Source organism: Extensimonas perlucida (genome assembly GCF_007655255.1).
GTDB lineage: Bacteria > Pseudomonadota > Gammaproteobacteria > Burkholderiales > Burkholderiaceae_C > Extensimonas > Extensimonas perlucida.
The window spans coordinates 18281-37885 of record NZ_VMYE01000019.1 but is presented as its reverse complement, the minus strand read 5'-3'; the positions used below and the strand labels follow the sequence as shown (position 1 = coordinate 37885).

19 protein-coding genes are annotated in these 19605 nt (G+C 65.1%); 12 read left to right on the top strand and 7 right to left on the bottom strand.

Annotated features, from left to right (window positions below; all coding sequences use genetic code 11):
• Positions 1–21 precede the first annotated feature (21 nt).
• The 4 genes from FK527_RS13690 to FK527_RS13675 all read right to left on the bottom strand — a co-directional run bounded on the left by FK527_RS13690 (position 22) and on the right by FK527_RS13675 (position 3078).
• On the bottom strand, positions 22–849 hold the full coding sequence (locus FK527_RS13690) for an SDR family NAD(P)-dependent oxidoreductase (protein WP_144734970.1): 828 nt from the start codon (positions 847–849) through the stop codon (positions 22–24).
• A 140-nt stretch (positions 850–989) separates the two neighbouring features.
• Positions 990–1406: a MaoC family dehydratase gene (locus tag FK527_RS13685; protein ID WP_144734967.1), complete on the bottom strand. Its 417-nt coding sequence runs from the start codon at positions 1404–1406 to the stop codon at positions 990–992.
• Positions 1407–1420: 14 nt separating this feature from the next.
• A complete protein-coding gene (locus tag FK527_RS13680) occupies positions 1421–1864 on the bottom strand; it encodes a MaoC family dehydratase N-terminal domain-containing protein (RefSeq protein ID WP_144734964.1) in 444 nt (147 codons plus the stop codon).
• Positions 1865–1893: 29 nt separating this feature from the next.
• Positions 1894–3078: a lipid-transfer protein gene (locus FK527_RS13675; RefSeq protein ID WP_144734961.1), complete on the bottom strand. Its 1185-nt coding sequence runs from the start codon at positions 3076–3078 to the stop codon at positions 1894–1896.
• Positions 3079–3278: 200 nt separating this feature from the next.
• Here FK527_RS13675 and FK527_RS13670 point away from each other — a divergent pair, with 200 nt between their 5' ends.
• The 12 genes from FK527_RS13670 (at position 3279) to FK527_RS13615 (ending at position 18111) form a co-directional block, all read left to right on the top strand.
• Complete coding sequence (locus FK527_RS13670; protein WP_144734958.1) at positions 3279–4463, top strand: acyl-CoA dehydrogenase family protein; 1185 nt, start codon at positions 3279–3281, stop codon at positions 4461–4463.
• Between the two features lie 78 nt (positions 4464–4541).
• Positions 4542–5342, top strand: a complete 801-nt coding sequence (locus FK527_RS13665; RefSeq protein ID WP_144734955.1) for an enoyl-CoA hydratase/isomerase family protein — start codon at positions 4542–4544, stop codon at positions 5340–5342.
• Between the two features lie 167 nt (positions 5343–5509).
• Positions 5510–6757 carry a thiolase family protein gene (locus FK527_RS13660; protein WP_144734952.1) on the top strand — a complete coding sequence of 416 codons (1248 nt, stop codon included), beginning with the start codon at positions 5510–5512 and terminating at the stop codon, positions 6755–6757.
• Between the two features lie 54 nt (positions 6758–6811).
• Positions 6812–7972 (top strand): acyl-CoA dehydrogenase family protein, encoded by a 1161-nt coding sequence (locus tag FK527_RS13655; RefSeq protein ID WP_144734949.1) that lies wholly within the window; start codon positions 6812–6814, stop codon positions 7970–7972.
• A 23-nt stretch (positions 7973–7995) separates the two neighbouring features.
• Positions 7996–8793, top strand: coding sequence for an ABC transporter ATP-binding protein (locus FK527_RS13650; protein ID WP_144734946.1), 798 nt, complete (start codon positions 7996–7998; stop codon positions 8791–8793).
• Positions 8790–10778, top strand: a complete 1989-nt coding sequence (locus FK527_RS13645) for an AMP-dependent synthetase/ligase (protein ID WP_144734944.1) — start codon at positions 8790–8792, stop codon at positions 10776–10778. The genes FK527_RS13650 and FK527_RS13645 overlap by 4 nt, the downstream gene beginning before the upstream one ends.
• A complete protein-coding gene (locus FK527_RS13640) occupies positions 10775–11662 on the top strand; it encodes a branched-chain amino acid ABC transporter permease (protein WP_144734941.1) in 888 nt (295 codons plus the stop codon). Before FK527_RS13645 ends, FK527_RS13640 begins: the two co-directional genes overlap by 4 nt.
• A gap of 4 nt (positions 11663–11666) precedes the next feature.
• Positions 11667–12719: a branched-chain amino acid ABC transporter permease gene (locus FK527_RS13635; protein WP_144734938.1), complete on the top strand. Its 1053-nt coding sequence runs from the start codon at positions 11667–11669 to the stop codon at positions 12717–12719.
• Positions 12720–12771: 52 nt separating this feature from the next.
• Complete coding sequence (locus FK527_RS13630) at positions 12772–14004, top strand: ABC transporter substrate-binding protein (RefSeq protein WP_144734935.1); 1233 nt, start codon at positions 12772–12774, stop codon at positions 14002–14004.
• A complete protein-coding gene (locus tag FK527_RS13625) occupies positions 14001–14840 on the top strand; it encodes an ABC transporter ATP-binding protein (RefSeq protein ID WP_222116157.1) in 840 nt (279 codons plus the stop codon). Before FK527_RS13630 ends, FK527_RS13625 begins: the two co-directional genes overlap by 4 nt.
• 41 nt (positions 14841–14881) lie before the next feature.
• Positions 14882–15991 (top strand): CaiB/BaiF CoA transferase family protein, encoded by a 1110-nt coding sequence (locus FK527_RS13620; RefSeq protein WP_144734932.1) that lies wholly within the window; start codon positions 14882–14884, stop codon positions 15989–15991.
• Positions 15992–16119: 128 nt separating this feature from the next.
• Positions 16120–18111 carry a DNA topoisomerase IV subunit B gene (locus tag FK527_RS13615; RefSeq protein ID WP_144734929.1) on the top strand — a complete coding sequence of 664 codons (1992 nt, stop codon included), beginning with the start codon at positions 16120–16122 and terminating at the stop codon, positions 18109–18111.
• A 24-nt stretch (positions 18112–18135) separates the two neighbouring features.
• On the opposite strand, the gene FK527_RS13610 is transcribed toward FK527_RS13615, so the two are convergent.
• From FK527_RS13610 to FK527_RS13600, 3 genes are read right to left on the bottom strand one after another with little or no spacing between them, the layout of a single operon-like run.
• Positions 18136–18792: an FMN-binding negative transcriptional regulator gene (locus FK527_RS13610; RefSeq protein ID WP_144734926.1), complete on the bottom strand. Its 657-nt coding sequence runs from the start codon at positions 18790–18792 to the stop codon at positions 18136–18138.
• A gap of 42 nt (positions 18793–18834) precedes the next feature.
• Positions 18835–19248, bottom strand: coding sequence for a putative toxin-antitoxin system toxin component, PIN family (locus tag FK527_RS13605; RefSeq protein ID WP_144734923.1), 414 nt, complete (start codon positions 19246–19248; stop codon positions 18835–18837).
• Positions 19248–19520, bottom strand: a complete 273-nt coding sequence (locus FK527_RS13600) for a type II toxin-antitoxin system Phd/YefM family antitoxin (protein ID WP_144734919.1) — start codon at positions 19518–19520, stop codon at positions 19248–19250. The genes FK527_RS13605 and FK527_RS13600 overlap by 1 nt, the downstream gene beginning before the upstream one ends.
• Positions 19521–19605: the final 85 nt, after the last annotated feature.

The window sequence follows — 19605 nt, the reverse complement described above, 5'->3', positions numbered from 1 at the left end:
CCTCTCAGTCGTAAAGCAAAATCAGATCGTGATGCCGCCGCCGCACACCAGCGTCTGGCCGCTGACGTAGTTGGACTCGGGCGTGCACAGCAGATAGACCGAGCCGGCAGCCTCTTCGGGCGTGCCCGCGCGGCCCAGCGGAATGCTGCGCTCCATCATGGCGAGCAGGTCGGGGTTCACGCCGACTTTGATCTTGCGGCCCTCGATGTCGATCGCGGCATCGCCCTTGGCCGGCGCCTCGGTCAGGCGCGTCTTGATCATGCCGAAGGCCACGCAGTTGACGTTGACCTTGTAGCGCCCCCATTCCTTGGCCATGGCCAGCGTCAGGCCCACGATGCCCGCCTTGGCGGCCGAGTAGTTGACCTGGCCTGCGTTGCCGCCCAGGCCCGCGATCGACGAAATGTTGACCACCTTGCGGAACACCTCCTGGCCCGCGTCGGCTTCCTTCTTGGCGGCGAAGCGGATGTAGTCGGCAGCGGCGCGCAGGATCTTGAACGGCGCTGTCAGGTGCACATCGATGATCGCGTTCCACTGCTCGTCGGTCATCTTCTGGATCACGTTGTCCCAGGTGTAGCCGGCGTTGTTGATGATGATGTCCAGGCCGCCAAAGCCCTCGGTGGCGGTCTTGACGAACTGCTCGGCAAAGCCGTCTGCCGTGACGCTGCCAGGGCAGGCCAGCGCCTGCCCCCCTGCAGCCTTGATGTCGGCCACGGTCTGCTCGGCGGGTGCCGGGTCGAGGTCGTTGACGACCACTTTGGCGCCCTCGCTCGCGAGCTTGAGCGCGATGGAGCGGCCGATGCCGCGCCCGGAACCGGAAACGATGGCAACCTTGCCTTCGAGTTTTTTCATGGTGCTGTTCCTTTGGGTAAGAGAAAAAAGGCCCACGCTCAGCCTGCCTGGCGCCGCTGCGCACGCTGGCGCAACGGCAACTCGACCGGCTTGGGCCTGGAGAAAGAAAAATGCGCTGCGCTTTTCGGCGCCTGTGGCCGTCAGCTCAGCGCGATCAGAGCCTCGCCCGCGAGGGTGATCTCGCCCGTGCTCTTGGCCGCGGTGATGTCCACGCGCACGCAGGGACGTCCGGCGCGCTCGGTCTTTTCGACCACCTTGCCCGAGCAACGCACGCGGTCGCCCAGGTGCGTGACGGCGGCAAAGCGCACGCCGAAACTCATGAGTTGGCGCTGCGGCACCCACTCGGTCAGAGCGCGCCCCAGGTAAGCCATGGACAGCATGCCGTGCGCGAACACGTCCGGCATGCCGGCCTTGCGCGCAAAGTCGATGTCGATGTGGATGGGGTTGTGGTCACCCGAGGCGCCCGCGAACAGGGCGAGCGTGGTGCGCGTGATCGGTGGCAGCTCCAGCACAGGCATCTCATCGCCGACCTGGAGCACTTTGATGGGGGTATTCATGGTGGAAAGCTCCTTCAAGCGTGGCGCACGACGATGACGGAATGCAGATCAGCGACATGTTCGCCAAGCTGGTTGGTCACGCGCGTGTCTTTGACGACGAACTCGAGCGCGCCACCTTTCTTGTCATAGATGTCGGTGATTTTGGACTCGAAGCGCAGCGTGTCGCCCGCGCACACCGGCGCGTAGTAGTCGAAGCGCTGCTCGCCGTGCAACACCTTGCCGAGGTCAATGTTCAGCGTGGTGATGAGCTCCATCATGGCGCCCGAATCGCCCTCGGCGCCGAAGATGAAGGTCGGCGGCGCCACCACGTTGCGATAGCCCGCGGCGCGCGCGGCCTCCACATCGGTGTAGATCGGGTCCTTGGCGCCTATCACGTCGGCAAAAAAGGCGATGCGCCCTTTTTCCACGTCCCACAGCGTGGGCGGCTGCTGGTAGCCGATGAATTTCTTGTCGATCATGTTCGCGTCTCCTTGGATCACGCCACGAATCAGTTGGTTTGGTACATCGTCACCACGCAGGCCCCGCCCAAGCCGAGGTTGTGCTGCAGCGCGATGCGCGCGCCTTGCACCTGGCGCTTTTCGGCCGTGCCGCGCAGCTGGTGCGTGAGCTCGTAGCACTGCGCGAGGCCCGTCGCGCCCAGCGGATGGCCCTTGGAGAGCAAGCCACCCGAGGGGTTGGTGACGACCTTGCCGCCGTAGGTGTTGTCGCCGTCGAGCACGAACTTCTCGGCGCCGCCCTCGGGGCACAGACCGAGCGCTTCGTAAGTGATGAGCTCGTTTTGCGCAAAGCAGTCGTGCAGCTCGACCACGTCGACGTCTTCTGCACCGATGCCGGTGCGCTCATAGACCTGGCGTGCCGCATCGCGCGCCATGTCGTAGCCGACCACGCGCATCATGTCCTTGGACGTGAACGTGCTTGGGAAATCGGTGGTCATGGCCTGGGCGACGATCTTCACCTGGGTGTTGAGCCCGTGCTTCTTGGCGTATTCCTCGGAGCAGATCACGGCGGCCGCGGCGCCGCAAGTGGGCGGGCAGGCCATGAGGCGCGTCATCACACCGGGCCAGACCGCGGGCGACTCCATCACATCCTGCACCGTCACCTCCTTGCGGAACAGCGCGAGCGGGTTGTTCACGGCGTGGCGGCTTGCCTTGGCGCGGATTGCGGCAAAGGTTTCGAGCTTGGTGCCGTACTTGTCCATGTGCGCCTTGCCCGCGCCGCCGAAGTAGCGCAGTGCAAGTGGAATTTCGGGATGGCCCACGAGCGCATCGGTCACGTTGTCGAACTCTTCGAACGGCGTAGGACGGTCGGTGAACTTGGCCTTGATCGCGCCCGGCTCCATCTGCTCGAAGCCCAGCGCGAGCACGCAATCGGCCGCGCCGCTTTCCACGGCCTGGCGCGCAAGGAACAGCGCGCTCGAGCCGGTCGAGCAGTTGTTGTTGACGTTGATGATGGGAATACCCGTCATGCCGACAGGGTACAGCGCGCGCTGGCCGCAGGTCGAGTCGCCATAGACGTAACCGACGAAGGCCTGCTGCACGGCAGCGTAATCAACACCCGCATCGGCCAGGGCCAGATGCACGGCCTTGCCACCCATGACGTGGTAATGCTCGCTGGCGCCGGGCTTGGCGAACGGAATCATGCCGACGCCGGCAACGATGACTTTGTGGCTCATGAAAATCTCCTAAAGATGAAAAGGCGCCTACGTCACGCAAAACGAACAACGAGGACTGCGGCAGTCTATCTAACGCTTGACAGTTCTGCAAGCCCCGCCTACATTTCGCCTCGACCAAACGCTTGGTCAATTTCTTGTCCGGCAGTTTGTTTTCTGCCGACGGATCCATCCCTTCACTTCCCTGTTTCAGGAGCCCGAGAATGCCTGCCAGCCGCCCCGCCTCGTTCGGCCTGACACCGGACGACCATGCCGTTTTGGAAGCCGCCGACAAATTCGCGCGCAAGGAGTTTCCCCCGCTCGCGCGGCGCATGGACGACGAGGAGTGGTGGCCGCCCGAAATCTTCCCGAAGATTGGCGCTGCCGGCTTCATGGGGGCCACGGTGGCGCCGGAATATGGCGGCGCGGGCATGGACTTGTTCAGCTCCGGCCTGATCTGCCAGGCCTTTGCACGCTGGAGTCCGGCGATCGCCCTTTCGTGGGCCGCACACGACAACCTGTGCGTGAACAACATCTTCCGCAACGCCAACGAGGCACAGCGGCGCAAATACCTGCCAGACCTGTGCGACGGCAGCAAGATCGGCGCACTTGGCTTGACCGAGCCCGGCGCCGGATCGGACGCGCTGGGCAGCATGCGTACCACGGCGCGCCGCGAGGGCGACCACTACCTGCTCAATGGCAGCAAGATCTACATCACCAACGGCCCCGTGGCCGACGTGCTGCTGGTCTATGCCAAGACCGCACCCGAGCGCGGCGCCAAGGGCATTTCGGCCTTCATCGTGGAAAAGGACTTTCCTGGTTTTCGCGTGGCGCAAAAGCTCGTCAAGATGGGGTTTCGCGGCAGCCAGACAGGGGAACTCGTGCTCGAGAACTGCCGCGTGCCTGCAGCCAACCTGGTGGGGGCCGAAAACGAAGGCGTCAAAGTGGTCATGAGCGGGCTGGACCTGGAGCGTGCCCTCGTGGCAGCTCTTTGTGTGGGAATCAGCGAGCGGGCACTGGATTTGTGCGTCGAATACGCCAAGACGCGCGTGCAGTTCGGCAAGCCGATCGGCAACTTCCAGATGGTGCAAGCCATGCTGGCCGAGATGTATACCGAACTCGAAGCCATGAAGACCCTGGTCTGGCGCACGCTGGCCGAGGTCAACGATCTCGAGGTCGGCGGCGGTGGGCGCGGCGCTGCGCACAAGATCACCGCCGCATCCATCCTGTACGCAGGCGAGGCTTGCAACCGCATTCTCAACCATGCGGTGCAAATTCACGGCGGCAGTGGCTACATCTGGGAGTCCGAAATCAACCGGCTGTTCCGCTGCATCAAAATCCTCGAAATCGGTGCGGGTACTTCCGAGGTGCGCAAAATGATCATCGCAGAGGAACTGTTGCGCGGCTAATCTGCCTTCTGCACTAACAAAAGCGCCCGCCCTTTGCCCGGAGCGGGACGTACAACGACTTTCAGGAGACAAAACAAAATGGCACCCCCCGCCACCATCCTGTTCGAGCAGCGCGGCGCTGCTGCCTGGATCACGCTGAACCGGCCCGACGCCATGAATGCGCTCTCCGACGCCATGTGCACCGAGCTGCTCGAGGCCATCGAGCGCTGCGAGCGCGACGCCGCGATCCGCGTGATCGTGCTCACGGGCGCCGGGCGCGCGTTCTGCGCAGGCGCCGACCTCAAGGGCGTGTTCGAAAACACGCAAAGCGACCCAGGCCCGCGCGACCCCATGGGCGAGTTCCTCGACCTGGTCAACCGCATGATGGACAAGCTGCGCTTTTGCCCCAAGCCGACGATTGCGGCGCTCAACGGCCTGACCATGGCCGGCGGGCTCGAGCTGGCCATGGCGTGCGACCTGATGCTGGCCGCAGAGAGCACGCGCATCGGCGACGCGCACGCCAATTTCGGCGTCTTTCCCGGTGCCGGGGGTGCGGCCATCCTGCCGCGGCGCATAGGGCCGACGGCGGCCAAGTACCTGCTCTTCACGGGCGACACCCTGCCCGCGCGCGACCTGGTGCCGCTGGGCCTCGTGAACCGCGTCGTGCCCGACGTCGAACTCGTGCCCGAGGTCGAAAAGCTCGCCGCACGCATCGCGAGCAAGAGCCCGCTGGTGTTGCGCCGCATGAAGCAGACCGTGGCCGACGGGCTCGAGCAGCCCGAAGCGGTCGCGCTGCGCCTGGAGCGCCTGGTGCTCGAGGCGCACAGCCATTCGCACGACATCAAAGAGGGGCTCGCCGCCTTCGTCGAAAAGCGCACGCCGAACTTCAAGGGCTATTGAGCCCCGGCTGCGGCGCGCAAGCCCAGGGCTTTTCAGGCAGCGACTGCCGCCCGAATTTTTGAAAAATCCACTCCAAAAAGATAGCTGCTTGCGCTTCATTCATGAGCGCAAAAGCCCTTTTTTAATATTATTTTTTCGCTATTGTTTTTGTAACTCAGGAGCCCTCCATGAGCCACGCCCAGCCTCCCGTTTACATTGCCGGCATCGGCATGACGCCGACCGGCAAGTTCCTCGACAAGAGCATCAAGCAGCTCACGGCCGACGCCGTGCACGCGGCGCTCGCGGACGCGGGTCTGACCGTGGCCGACATCGAATCGGCGTTTTTCTCCAACGCCACCCAAGGCGCGCTCGAAGGGCAGACCATGGTGCGCGGCCAGATCGCGCTGCGCACCATGGGCTTCGAGGCCATTCCCATCTTCAACGTCGAGAACGCCTGCGCGAGCGCGAGCTCGGCCTTTCACCTCGCGGTGCAGTACGTGCGCTCCGGGGCGGGCGAGATCGCGCTCGCGGTGGGCGCCGAAAAAATGTTCTGCACCGACAAGGCCAAGATGTTTGGCGTGTTCGACGGTGCCTGGGACGTCTCCACGGTCGAGCAAAACAAAAGCACGCTGCTACAAATGGGCCACGGCATCGTGCCACCCGAAGGCAGCACGTCCAAGGCGCCGTACAGCCTGTTCATGGACATCTACGCGGCCTTCGGGCGCTTTCACATGCGCGAGTTCGGCACCACGCAGCGCCAGATCGCCGCGGTCTCGGCCAAGAACCACGGCCATTCGGTGCACAACCCGCTCGCGCAGTACCGCAACGCCTACACCATCGACGAGGTGCTGGCCGCGCCGCCCATCACCTACCCGCTCACGCTGCCCATGTGCGCGCCCGTCAGCGACGGCGCCGCGGCGGCCATCGTTTGCTCTGAAGCCGCGCTCGCCCGGCTCGGGCAGCGCCAGCGCGCGATCCGCGTGCTCGCCTCGGTGGTGGCCACGGGCACCAACCGCCGCCCCGAGGACGTAGGCCAGCACATCACCGTGCATGCGGCCAAGAAAGCCTACGAAATGGCCGGCGTCGGCCCCAAGGACATCTCGGTGGCCGAGGTGCACGACGCCACCGCGATCGGCGAGATCATCCAGAGCGAAAACCTCGGCTTTTGCGCCTTCGGTGAAGGCGGGCCGCTCGCCGAGCGCGGCGCAACCACGCTCGGCGGACGCATCCCCATCAACACCTCGGGCGGGCTCGAATCCAAGGGCCACCCCATAGGCGCGACCGGCATAGGCCAGCTGCACGAACTCGTGCAACAGCTGCGCGGCGAGGCCGGCGCGCGCCAGGTGCAAGGCGCACGCTTGGCGATCGCCGAAAACGGCGGCGGCCTCTACGGTATCGAGGAAGCCGTGGCCGCCATCACCATCCTGGGCCGCTGAGCCGCCCCGCACCTACCAGTCCCATTTCACCAACGCACCCGCGCGGAGCCCATCATGAACTTTCTGCCCACCGAAGAACAACGCATGGCCGTCGAAGGCTTCACCCGCTTTCTTGAGGACAAGCTGCGCCCCATCGTGCAGCGCTACCAGCCCGACAAGCTCATCGAAAAAGAACGCATGCTGGAGATTTTCCAGATGATGCTGCCCTATGGCATGGGCGGCAACGGCCTGATCTCGGAAGAAAACGGCGGCATGGGGCTGCCCTGGCTGACCTACGCGCTGATGTACGAGCAGCTCGCGCGCATTTCGGGCGACGTGGCGATTTCACTCCTGATCCAGCAGCTCGGCGCGTATTCGCTCGAGGTCTGCCCGAACGAGGCCATGCGCAAGAAATACCTGCCGCGCATGGTGCGCGCCGAGATCATCGCGTGCAGCGGCATCAGCGAGCCGGGCGTGGGCTCGAACGTGGCCGAGGTCACCTGCCGCGCGCAGCGCGAAGGCGACCACTACATCGTGACGGGCGAAAAAACCTGGATCTCGAACGGCCACTACTCCGACTTTTGCATGGTCATCGTGCGCACCTCGAGCGAAGGCTCTGGCAACCTCTCGATGATCCTCGTGGACCGCGCTGAGCACGGCTACGAAAGCCGCAACATCGACAAGCTCGGCCTCAACAGCACCTCGACCGCGCAACTCTTTTTCGACCATGTGCGCGTGCCCGCCGAAAACATGATGCTCACGCCCGGCGCAGGCCTCAAGAACACCATGGTGCTGTTCGAAAAAGCCCGCCCCATGGTGGGCCTGACCTCGATCGGCATCGCGCAGGCCGCGCTCGACAAGGCCGTGGCCTACGCCAAGGAACGGCGCCAGCACGGCAAACCCATCGGCGGCCACCAGTTGATCCAGGGCATGCTGGCCGAAGCCGCCACCGAGCTCGACGCCGCGCGCCTGCTCGTGTACCGCGCGTTTAACCTGATTGACCACGGTGTGCGCAGCGAAGTACAAAGCGCCATGGCCAAGTGGTATGCCACCGAAATGGCGGTGGATGTGGCCTCCAAAGCCCTGCAAGTGCACGGCGGCAACGGAATCACCAAGGAGTTCGGAGTGGAATTGCTGTTCAGAAACGCCCGCATGATGCCCATCCCCGATGGCACGACGGAGATTCAAAAACTCATCATCGGCCGCGCGCTGACCGGCATCAATGCCTTCTCTTGATGGCCTCTGCTCACTCCCACTCCATGGACAAAAATACCTCTGCGGGGGCCGCCAAGGCCACAGTGCTGCAAGCACAAAACGTCACCCTGCGCTTCGGCGGCGTCACCGCGCTTTCCGAAGTGTCGGTGGATGTGCGCGACGATGAATTGCTCGCCATCATCGGCCCCAATGGCGCCGGCAAAAGCTCCCTCATGAACGTGCTCAGCGGTTTTTACCTGCCACAGGAAGGCACGGTGCATTACCGCGGCAAAAGCATCAAGGGCCGTGCGGTGCACCAGATTGCGCGCGATGGCATCGTGCGCACCTTCCAGGGCACGCACCTGTTTTCGAACATGAGCGTGATCGACAACATCCTCGTGGGCCGCTACAGCCTCATGCGCTCGGGCCTGCTGCAGTCCTTCCTCTACTTTCCGTGGACGCAGCGCGAAGAATCGCAGCACCGCGAAGTGGTCGAGGACATCATCGACTTCCTCGAAATCGAAAGCATCCGCCACCAGCCCGTGGGCACGCTGGGCTACGGGCTGCGCAAGCGCGTGGACCTGGGCCGCGCGCTTGCGATGGAGCCCCAAGTCTTGCTGATGGACGAACCCATGGCCGGCATGAACACTGAAGAAAAAGAAGACCTTGCGCGCTTCATCATCGACGTGCGCGAAGCCAAGCACATCCCCGTGGTGCTCGTGGAGCACGACATGGGCGTGGTCATGGACTTGGCCGACCGCGTGGCTGTGCTCGACTTCGGCCGCAAGATCGCCGACGGCACGCCCGCGCAGGTGCAGGCCGACCCGGCCGTGGTCAAAGCCTATCTGGGAGCCGCGGCATGAGTGTTCGCCCCTCCACCCCCGCGGCCGTGCAAACCATTCCCACGCTGCCGCAAACGCTGCTCGCACACGCGCAAAACCACCCGCAGCGGCTGGCACAGCGTGTCAAACGCAAGGGCATCTGGCGCACCTATACCTGGGGCGACGTGTTCGAGCGCGTGCGCAACATCGCGCTGGGCGCAGCGGCGCAAGGCCTGCAGCGCGGCGAGACGGTCGTCATCATTGGCGAGAACGAACCAGAACACTTCTGGGCACTGTTCGCCGCGCAGGCGCTCGGCGCCAAGACCGTCTCTGTGTATCCCGACGCCACGCCCGACGAACTCCACTACCTCAGCGAAGACTCCGAGGCGCGCTTCATCTTCGCGCAAGACCAGGAGCAGGTGGACAAGGCGCTCTCGGTGCTCGACCGGCTGCCCGACATCCGTGGCATCGCGTACTGGGACGACGCAGGCATGTGGTCGTACCGGCACCCGCTGCTGCACTCACTCGATGCACTGAGCGCCGAAGGTGCGCGCCAGCATGAGCGCCAGCCGCAGCGCTTTGCGCGCGAAATCGCCGACGGCCAGGCCGACGACCTGGCGCTGCTGACCTACACCTCGGGCACCACGAGCAAGCCCAAGGGCGTGATGATCAGCCACCGCTGGCTCATAGACAACGCGCTGCGCATGAAAAGCGCGCTGCCGCTGCAAGAGGGCATGGAATACCTCTCTTACACGCCGCTGGCCTGGGTGACCGAGCAGTTGCTGGGCGTGACGCTGGGCCTGATCACGCCCCTGGTGGTGAACTTCCCCGAGGCGCCCGACCAGGTCTTGCCCAATCTGCGCGAACTCGCGCCGCACATCGTGCTCTTCGGTCCGCGCCAGTGGGAAAACATCGCCGCGACCATCGAAGCGCGCATGCTGGACGCTGGCTGGCTGGCGCGCCGCGTCTACCGCTGGGGCCTGCGCGTGGGCCACGACGTGCACGTGGCCCGGCTCGAAGGGCGCGCGGCGCCGCTCGCCGCCCGCCTGCTGCTGCCGCTGGCCGAGGCGCTGGTGCTGCACCCGCTGCGCGACCAGTTCGGCTTCATCCACAGCAAGATCGCCGTCTCGGGCGGCACTGCCATGGCGCCCGACGTGTTCCGCCTGTTCCATGCCATGGGCGTGGGCCTGCGCAACATCTACGGCTGCTCGGAGTTCGGCCTGATCGCGGGCCACCGCGGCGAGTGCTACAACCTCGAGACCGTGGGCCCGCTGCTCGACGTCGATCCCACCTTCGGCGAACCGCTGCAGGCGCGCATCGCCGACAACGGCGAGCTGCAGCTGCGCGGCGGCACGGGGTTTCTGGGCTACTGGCACAAGCCCGACAAGACGGCCGCCATCCTGCGCGACGGCTGGTACCTCAGCGGCGACGCGGTGCGCCAGACCGAGCGCGGCGAGCTCGTCTATCTCGACCGCGTCGAACACCTCGTCAAACTCGCGAGCGGCCACCTGTACCCGCCACAGTTCATCGAGACGCGGTTGCGCTTTTCGCCCTACATCAAGGACGTGATGGTGCTCGGCGACGCTAGCCGCCCCTGGGTCGGCGCGCTGATCAACATCGACATGGCCGTCACGAGCCGCTGGGCCGAGGAGCGGCGCATCGCGTTCTCGACCTTCACCGACCTGTCGCAACGCCCCGAGGTGCGCGAGCTGGTGCGCGAGGAGATCCGCCGTATCAACCAGTTCCTGCCCGAGGGCTCGCGCGTGGTGCGCTTTGCCAACTTCCCCAAGGAACTCGACCCCGACGAAGGCGAACTCACGCGCACGCGCAAGCTGCGCCGGGAATTCCTCGCGCAGCGCTACCAAGCACTCATCGAGGGCTTGTATGCAGGAGCCGCAGAGATCCCCTGCGAGATCGCCGTGACCTATCAAGACGGCCGCCAAGGCGTGCTGCGCGCCACCGTCGTCGCCACCGACATCGAACCCCAGACCGCAGGGGGACGCAACGCCCGGAGTGCCCAAGCATGATGACCGAATTCTTCAACTACGCTCTCAATGGCGCCCTGCTCGGAATGCTGTACGCGCTCGTCGCCATGGGCTTCGTCGTGATCTACCGCGCGAGCAAGGTCTTCAACATGGCCGTGGGCGAAATGATCGTGCTCGGCGCGTTTTTGCTCTGGTGGGCGATCCAGTCGCGCGGCCTGCATCCGGCGCTGGGCATAGGCGTTGCGCTGCTGATCGCGGTCGTGGTCGGGTTGCTCATCGAGCGCTTGCTGTTCAGACGCCTGATCGGCGAGTCGGTGTTCTCCATGATCATGGTCACGATCGGGCTCTTGATCCTCATGCGCGGCCTGGTGCTCGTGATCTGGGGCCCGCAGGAGCGGCAGTTCCCAGCGATCTTTCCGCTCGCGCCGCTGATCGTGTTCGACATGATCGTGCCGCGCGCGCTCGCCGCGGGCGGCGTCATCGCGGTGCTTGCTGCGCTGGGGCTGCACTGGTTTTTCAACCACAGCCGCAACGGCCTGGCCATGTCCGCGGTGGCCGAAGACCACCAGATTGCCCTCTCCATGGGCATCAGCGTGCGCCGCTCGATCGCCTTTGCCTGGGCGCTCGGTGGCGTGCTCTCGGTCGTCACCGCAATGGTCTATCTGAGCGGCAAGTCGCTCACCTTCCTGTCCTCGGAAATCGGCTTTGCCGCGCTGCCCGTGGCACTGCTCGCGGGCCTCGAGTCGATCGCCGGCCTGCTGCTCGCCGGTCTCATCGTCGGTATCGTGCAGGGGCTCACTGCAGCCTACATCGACCCACTGATCGGCGGCAACGCCGCTGCGGTGGTGCCCTACATCTTCATGCTGGTGGTGCTGGTGGTGCGTCCTACCGGCATGTTCGGCTGGAAACGCATCGAAAGAGTCTAAAAACATGGATCCCTCTGGCATCTTCCCCACGAGCTACGCGCAAGACCGCGCGCTGATACGCACGCGCCCGCAATGGGTGATGTTCTGGCTGTTCGTCGCTTTGCTCTTTTTGTACCCCTGGCTGGCATCGGCACGCCTGGTGGCCGTGGCCAACCTCATGCTGGTGACCTCCATCGTCGTCATTGGGCTGCAGATCACCACGGGCTACGCCGGGCAGATCAACCTTGGCCAAGCGGCCTTCATGGGCGTGGGCGCCTACGCTGCGAGCGTGATTGCCACCAAGACGGCGCTGCCCTTTTGGATCGCGGTTCCCGTGGGGGGGCTGGTAGCAGGGTTCGCAGGCTGGCTGTTCGGCCTCACGGCGGCGCGCATCAAGGGCTTTTACCTGGCTTTGACCACCATTGCGGCGCAGTTCATCTTCCACTTTTTGGTGCTGAACCTGCCCTCGGCCTGGCTCGGCGGCGTGACCGGCTTTAGCCTGGAGCCCGCGCGCCTGGGCAGCATAGTGTTCGACACCGACCGCTCGCTCTACTACCTGTTCCTCGTCGTCACCATGGTCATGGTGTTCGGTGCCTTCGGCATCCTGCGCAGCCGCCACGGCCGCGCCTTCGTGGCCGTGCGCGACGACGACGTCGCTGCGGGCATGATGGGCATAGACGTGGCTGGTGCCAAGTCGCGCGCCTTCGTGCTCGGCGCGTTCTATGCAGGCATAGGCGGCGCTCTGTGGGCCTACCAGGTGCGCTACGTCTCGGTCGATCAGTTCACGCTGTTCCACTCGATCTGGTTCATCGCGATGATGATCGTGGGCGGCCTGGGCTCCATCGTCGGCGCTGTGCTAGGTACGGTGCTGATCCGCGGCGTGCAGGAGACCATCACCAGCCTCGGCCCCGATCTGGTCGAGCGCATTCCCAGCCTCAGCAGCGACCTGATCTTTGCCAGCATGAACGTATTCCTCGGCCTCATCATCACGCTGTTCCTGCTGCTCGAGCCCAAGGGGCTGATGCACCGCTGGAACATCCTCAAACTCAACTACCGGCTCTGGCCGTTCCATCACTGACTTCCTGGAACCCATCCTTTCCCCTCCCCACTGCAACTACCTGGAGACTTTCATGCAACGCAACACCTTTCTCAGACTATCGGCCGCACTGGCCGCAGGCCTGGCCCTGAACGCCCCGGCGCTGGCGCAGACCAAGACCATCAACATCGCGGGCCTGGCCGACTTCGCTGGGCCTTATGCCAACGTCATGCCTGAAATGGCCGGTGCGCGCGCGGCCGTGTTCGAGTGGTGGAACAAAGAAGTCGGCAGCAAGCTCAACGCGCAGATCGCCATCAAAACCTTCGACACGCGCTACGACGTCGCGCAGACCTCCAGCCTGTGGCCCGGCATCAAGGCCGAGCTCAAGCCCGTGCTCGTGCTCGGCCTCGGCGGCAGCGACGCCGCAGCGCTGCAGCAGCGCCTGCCCGAAGACAAAATCCCCATGCTGCTGGCCACAGCCACCTACGGCTTCGGCTGGAAGCCCAACCAGTGGGCCTTGAACCTGCGCCCCACCTACGCGCACGAAGCCGGCGGTTTCCTGGAGTGGTACCGCAGCACCAAACTCGAGGGCAAGCGCCCGGTCAAGGTCGGCGTCATCACGTCCGAGGCCACGCCCGCTTATGCCGACCAGGCCAAGGGCCTGCAAAGCTATGCCAAAGCGCACCCTGACAAGGCCACGTTCGTCGAAGCCATCTGGACCGAGGTGCAGCCCACCGACATCACGCTGCCCGTGCGTCGCCTGGCCAATGCCGGCACCGACGTGATCTTTATCCAGAGCAATACTGCGCAGGCCGTGGCCACCAAGCGTGCGCTGCAGGCGCTGGGCAAAAACATCCCCATCGTGCTGTCGCTGCACAATGGCCTCGTCGCCTCGTCCAAAGCCCTTGGGAGCCCGAACGGCTTTGCCGGCGACTACGAAATCGGCGCCATCGCCGACGCGAGCGAGAGCGACACACCGGCGCGCAAGTTCTACCGCATGCTGCAAGAAAAATACGGCCTCAAGTCGGGCTGGAACGCCATGACCATCATGGGCCTGGCACAGAGCATGGCCGCCGCGCGTGCCGTCGAACACACGATCAAGAGCCAAGGCGCCGACAAGGTCACGGGCCAGGCGATGCACGACACCCTCATGAAAACCCAGTTCACCAGCGCCGAGCTCATGGGCATCTTGCCGGGCATGGACTTCAGCCCCGAAAACCCCTTCCCCACGGGCAGCTCCAAGCTCAACATCGTGACCATGAAGGAAGACGGCAAGGTCGTCCGTGCCGCCGGCGACGTGCCCATCCCTACGGTGCCCAAGTGGTGACAGCGCAGGTTCAGACCGGAGCCGGGGCCGCAGCCCCGGCAGCACTGCTCGCGCTCGCCAACGTCGAGGTGCTCTATTCGGAGGTCATCCTCGCGCTCAAGGGCGTGTCGCTGCAGATTCCCGCGGGCGGCTGCGTCGCGCTGCTGGGCGCCAACGGCGCTGGCAAGAGCACCACGCTCAAGGCCATCTCGGGCGTGATCGACTCGGAAGACGGGCGCGTCTCGGGTGGCGCCATCACCTTCGAGGGCCGGCCCATTCACGGGCTGGATCCGGCAACTGTGGTGCGCAGCGGGCTCGTGCACGTCATGGAAGGCCGGCGCGTGCTGCAGCACATGACGGTGGAGCAGAACCTCATCATCGGCGGGCACATGTTCCCGTCTGCAGGCGCGATGCGCCAGGCGCTGGAACGTGTCTATGAAGCCATCCCGCGCCTGGCCGACCTGCGCAAGCGCACCTCGGGCTATCTTTCGGGCGGAGAGCAGCAAATGCTCGTGATCGGCCGCGCGATCATGGCCCAGCCCAAGCTCATGCTGATCGACGAGCCCTCGCTGGGCCTCGCGCCGCGCATGACGGAAGAGGTCTTTGCCGTGCTGCACAAACTGCGCACGCAAGGGCTCGCGCTGCTCATCGTCGAACAGAATACGCGCGTGGCGCTCGAAATCGCCGACTACGGCTACGTCATGGAAAGCGGGCGCATCGTGCTCGAAGGGCAGGCGCAGGAGCTGCGCGACAATGAAGACGTGCGTGAGTTCTACCTCGGGCTGGACCGCGAAGGCGCGCGCAAGAGCTTCCGCGACATCAAGCACTACAAACGCCGCAAACGCTGGCTCGGCTGAAAACCTGCAGGCACAGCGGCATTTATCCAAGGAGTATCTTCATGAGTGGCCCCCTCAAAGGCTTGAAAGTCATCGAATTCGGCGGCATCGGCCCCGGCCCTTTTTGCGCCATGATGTTGTCGGACATGGGCGCGGACGTGATCCGGCTCGACCGCAAGGCCGACAAAGGCAAGGACCGCGGCGAGGGCGCCTTTCTGGCCAGTGGCCGCCGCGGTGTGCTGCACCGGGGCCGGCGCTCGGTCGCGGTCGACCTCAAAGACCCGCAGGACAAAGAAAAGGTGCTGCAGCTGATCGACGGCGCCGACGCCATCATCGAGGGCTACCGCCCCGGCGTGATGGAACGCCTGGGCCTGGGGCCCGACGTGCTGCTCGCGCGCCACCCGCGCCTGGTCTATGGCCGCATGACCGGCTGGGGGCAGGACGGCCCGATGGCGCAGGCCGCGGGGCACGACATCAACTACATCGCCCTCTCGGGCGCGCTCAGCACCATTGGCCGCGCGCAAGGAGGCCCGGTGGCGCCGCCGGCGATGGTCGGCGACCTCGGCGGTGGCGGCATGATGCTGGCATTCGGCATCGTGTGCGCGCTGCTCGAGGCGCGCAACTCGGGTAAAGGGCAGGTGGTCGATGCCGCCATCGTCGATGGCGCGGCGCTACTGACCTCCATCGTCTGCGACCTCAAGGCGCTGGGGCTGTGGCAGAACAAGCTGCAGTCCAACCTGCTCGACGGTGGCGCGCATTTTTACGACACCTACGAATGCGCCGACGGCCAGTGGATCTCGATCGGCTCGCTCGAGCCGCAGTTCTACACCATGCTGCTCGAAAAGCTCGGCATCACCGACCCCGACTTCGCGCTCTCGCGCCAGCGCGACCCAGCCGCCTGGCCCGGGCTCAAGCGCAAGATCGCCGACATTTTCCGCAGCCAACCCAGCAGCCACTGGCGCGCACTGCTCGAGGGCACGGACGTATGCTTTGCGCCCGTGCTCACGCTCGAAGAAGCGGCGCAGCACCCGCACAACCGCGCGCGCGGCACCTTCTTCGAACGCGAAGGCATCCTGCAGCCTGCGCCCGCACCGCGCTTCAGCCGCACCGTGCCCGGACAGCCCGGCCCATCGCCCTACATCGGCGAGCACGATGACGAGATTTTGAAGTAAACACAGGCGCTTCACGCTACGAAAGCCGCAGCAAGCTGCGGCTTTTTTGTGCGCCATTGTGCGCCATTGTGCGCACAATACTGGTGTTTCATACAGCCATTTTTCCCGCCGCACTACAATCCGCCGCCATGGCAAGCAAAGCGTCAACCGTTTCCACCAGTGCGTATGCCGAAAGCTCGATCCGCGTGCTCAAGGGGCTCGAGCCCGTCAAGCAGCGCCCGGGCATGTACACGCGCACCGACAACCCGCTGCACATCGTGCAGGAGGTGCTGGACAACGCTGCCGACGAGGCACTCGCGGGCTTTGGCCGACGCATCAAGCTCACGCTGCACGCCGACGGCTCGGTGAGCGTCGAGGACGACGGGCGCGGCATCCCTTTTGGCCTGCACCCCGAAGAAAACGCCCCCGTGATCGAACTCGTGTTCACGCGCCTGCACGCGGGCGGCAAGTTCGACAAAGGCCAGGGCGGCGCGTACAGCTTTTCGGGCGGCTTGCACGGCGTGGGCGTGAGCGTGACCAACGCGCTCGCACGCCGACTCGAAGTCACGAGCTACCGCGACGGGCAGGTCGCGCGCATCGTGTTTGCCGGCGGCGACGTGCTCGAGCCGCTCAGCGTGCGCCCCAACCAGGGCAGCGCCGAGGGCGACCGCAAGCAGGGCACCACGGTGCGCGTGTGGCCCGACGGCCGCTACTTCGAGTCCGACGCGCTGCCGCTGGGCGAGCTGGTACACCTGCTGCGCAGCAAGGCCGTGCTCATGCCCGGCGTCACGGTGCAGCTCATCGACGAAAAGAAAAAAGACAGCCAGAGCTGGCAGTACAAGGGCGGTCTGCTCGACTATTTGCAGCAAAGCCTGAGCGCCGAGCCCGTGATCCCGGTGTTCGAGGGCGCGGGCTTCGCCGACGCCGGCCACGACAGCTTTGCCGAGGGCGAAGGCGCGGCCTGGGCCGTGGCCTTTACCGAAGAAGGCGCGCCGGTGCGCGAGAGCTACGTCAACCTGATCCCCACGAGCGCCGGCGGCACGCACGACAGCGGCCTGCGCGACGGGCTGTTCCAGGCCGTAAAGAGCTTCATCGAACTGCACGCGCTGCTGCCCAAAGGCGTCAAGCTCCTGCCCGAGGATGTGTTTGCGCGCGCAAGCTACGTGCTCTCGACCAAGGTGCTCGACCCGCAGTTCCAGGGCCAGATCAAGGAGCGCCTGAACTCGCGCGACGCCGTGCGCCTGGTTTCGAGCTTCGTGCGCCCGGCGCTGGAGCTGTGGCTGAACCAGCATGTCGAATACGGCAAAAGGCTCGCCGAACTTGCCATCAAGGCCGCGCAAAGCCGCCAGAAGGCCGGCCAGAAGGTCGAAAAGCGCAAGGGCTCGGGCGTGGCCGTGCTGCCGGGCAAGCTGACCGACTGCGAAAGCCGCGACCTGCGCTACAACGAGCTCTTTCTGGTCGAAGGCGACAGCGCCGGCGGCAGCGCCAAAATGGGCCGCGATAAGGAGTCGCAGGCCATCTTGCCGCTGCGCGGCAAGGTGCTCAACACCTGGGAGGTCGAGCGCGACCGCCTGTTCGCCAACGCCGAAGTGCACGACATCGCCGTGGCCATAGGCGTGGACCCGCACGGTCCGCACGACAGCCCCGACCTGTCGGGCCTGCGCTACGGCAAGGTCTGCATCCTGAGCGACGCCGACGTCGATGGCTCGCACATCCAGGTGCTGCTGCTGACGCTATTCTTTCGCCACTTTCCCAAGCTCATCGAAGCCGGGCATGTGTACGTGGCACGCCCGCCGCTGTATCGCGTCGATGTGCCCGCGCGCGGCAAAAAGCCCGCAAGCAAGCACTATGCGCTCGACGAGGGCGAGCTCGCCGCGATCCTCGACAAATGCGCCAAAGACGGCGTGCCGCGCGAAAAATGCCAGATCAGCCGCTTCAAAGGTTTGGGCGAAATGAGCGCCGAACAATTGTGGGAAACCACCCTCAACCCCGACACACGGCGCCTGCTGCCCGTGCAGCTGGGCGACCTCGACTTCGCCAGCACCGAGGCACGCATCACCCAGCTCATGGGCAAAGGCGAAGCCGCCGCACGCCGCGAACTGATGGAGCTGCGCGGGGATGCGGTGGAGGTGGATGTGTAATCCGGCGCCCGGCCACGCAATCCCTCACCGCACCACCCGCCCCCGCGCCGCCTCTTCGACCAGAGCGGCCATGGCCAGGTCATGGTCCCGCGCGCGCTCGCGCAGGCCGTGCGCCACGCCGGCCTGGTTTTCCGGCACCTGGTTCTGGCTCGTTTTCCACTTGCCCGTGAGGCGCGTGATGGTGATCTCTATGCCCACGACGGCGCCCAGCATCTTTTCGATGTAGTCGGCCGGTGCATCCTCAATCTGCCAGGGCTGGGCCGAAGCCGCCTCGTGCTGCGCCGTAAGCGCCGCGAGGTGCGCGCGCAGCCAGACCCGGTCATCGACCACGTGCAGCGCTCCATGGGCGTGCACCACGGCGTAGTTCCAGGTGGGCACGGCCTTGCCGGTGTGCGCCTTGGTCGGATACCAACCGGGCGTGATGTAGGCGTCGGGCCCGTGGAAGATCGCCAGCGCAGCGACGCCCGAAGTGCATTCGCATTCGCGCCACAGCGGATTGGCCCGCGCGACATGGCCGCGCAGTGTGCCCAGCGGGCCGTCCTGGGGCGAGAGGTGCAGCGGAATGTGATTGGCATCGAGCCCGCCCGCCGCCAGCGTGACCAATGCAGCCAGCGGCCGCGCGCGCATGAGCGCGTGCAAAACTTCGGTGCGCGTCTCGGAAAAATGAGCGGGGAGGTACATGGCGGTATGGCTTCGTGTTGCAGAACAATGCAGCATATCCGCTCATCCTCCATGGCGTGACCAAAATTCGGCCGGAGCAAGAATCGGGTATTGCGCGGCGAGCGCCAGCAAGTCCTTGTCACCCGTCACAAGGTAATCGGCCTTGGCCACCAGCAAAGCCCACAATACCGGCGGGTCGTCAGGGTCACGCAATGCCGCCTCCTGCGTGCCCACGGGATCGACGAAATCGGCCAAAAACATCAGGCTGTCGGCCAGATCGCGGATTTCGGCCGTGCTCAGCCCCACCTTCGGCAAGCGCGGCAACACTCGGACAAGCTCATCGAGAATGTAGCGCGACAGCACCACCTCCAAGCCGCCCTCGCGCCATGCGCTGACGATGCGCCCGGGCACGCTGCCAGGGTACGCCAAGCCCGACACCAGCACATTGGTGTCCAGCACGACGCGCAATCTCGGCATCAGGGCTGCTTTCGCTCGGCCGCTACGGCCGCGTCGATTTCAGCGAGGCCCTGCTCCATGGGCACGTCAGCGTAAGCCGCGGCGATGCGGCCACTCAGCGCGTCGAAGCGCTCGCGCATGCGCCGAATGCGCGCAAACAGCTCGGCGTCCACGAGCGCTGCGACGGGCTTGCCATCTTTGTGGATGACGATGCTGTCGTTGCGGTACTGCACCTGATTGAGCATTTCGCCCAGGTTCTGGCGAAAGTTGACGGCGCTGACTTGAGTGATCATATTCATATCAATCGTATCGATCGGTATGATCATTCTAGTCCCATGCGATCCAAGGCACATCGCGGAACGCAAAAGAAAACACAGA

Bases quoted from the DNA above. Each gene is read 5' to 3' on its own strand.
- FK527_RS13690 (WP_144734970.1), bottom strand. From the start codon at position 849: ATGAAAAAACTCGAAGGCAAGGTTGCCATCGTTTCCGGTTCCGGGCGC.
- FK527_RS13685 (WP_144734967.1), bottom strand. From the start codon at position 1,406: ATGAATACCCCCATCAAAGTGCTCCAGGTCGGCGATGAGATGCCTGTG.
- FK527_RS13680 (WP_144734964.1), bottom strand. From the start codon at position 1,864: ATGATCGACAAGAAATTCATCGGCTACCAGCAGCCGCCCACGCTGTGG.
- FK527_RS13675 (WP_144734961.1), bottom strand. From the start codon at position 3,078: ATGAGCCACAAAGTCATCGTTGCCGGCGTCGGCATGATTCCGTTCGCC.
- FK527_RS13670 (WP_144734958.1), top strand. From the start codon at position 3,279: ATGCCTGCCAGCCGCCCCGCCTCGTTCGGCCTGACACCGGACGACCAT.
- FK527_RS13665 (WP_144734955.1), top strand. From the start codon at position 4,542: ATGGCACCCCCCGCCACCATCCTGTTCGAGCAGCGCGGCGCTGCTGCC.
- FK527_RS13660 (WP_144734952.1), top strand. From the start codon at position 5,510: ATGAGCCACGCCCAGCCTCCCGTTTACATTGCCGGCATCGGCATGACG.
- FK527_RS13655 (WP_144734949.1), top strand. From the start codon at position 6,812: ATGAACTTTCTGCCCACCGAAGAACAACGCATGGCCGTCGAAGGCTTC.
- FK527_RS13650 (WP_144734946.1), top strand. From the start codon at position 7,996: ATGGACAAAAATACCTCTGCGGGGGCCGCCAAGGCCACAGTGCTGCAA.
- FK527_RS13645 (WP_144734944.1), top strand. From the start codon at position 8,790: ATGAGTGTTCGCCCCTCCACCCCCGCGGCCGTGCAAACCATTCCCACG.
- FK527_RS13640 (WP_144734941.1), top strand. From the start codon at position 10,775: ATGATGACCGAATTCTTCAACTACGCTCTCAATGGCGCCCTGCTCGGA.
- FK527_RS13635 (WP_144734938.1), top strand. From the start codon at position 11,667: ATGGATCCCTCTGGCATCTTCCCCACGAGCTACGCGCAAGACCGCGCG.
- FK527_RS13630 (WP_144734935.1), top strand. From the start codon at position 12,772: ATGCAACGCAACACCTTTCTCAGACTATCGGCCGCACTGGCCGCAGGC.
- FK527_RS13620 (WP_144734932.1), top strand. From the start codon at position 14,882: ATGAGTGGCCCCCTCAAAGGCTTGAAAGTCATCGAATTCGGCGGCATC.
- FK527_RS13615 (WP_144734929.1), top strand. From the start codon at position 16,120: ATGGCAAGCAAAGCGTCAACCGTTTCCACCAGTGCGTATGCCGAAAGC.
- FK527_RS13610 (WP_144734926.1), bottom strand. From the start codon at position 18,792: ATGTACCTCCCCGCTCATTTTTCCGAGACGCGCACCGAAGTTTTGCAC.
- FK527_RS13605 (WP_144734923.1), bottom strand. From the start codon at position 19,248: ATGCCGAGATTGCGCGTCGTGCTGGACACCAATGTGCTGGTGTCGGGC.
- FK527_RS13600 (WP_144734919.1), bottom strand. From the start codon at position 19,520: ATGATCACTCAAGTCAGCGCCGTCAACTTTCGCCAGAACCTGGGCGAA.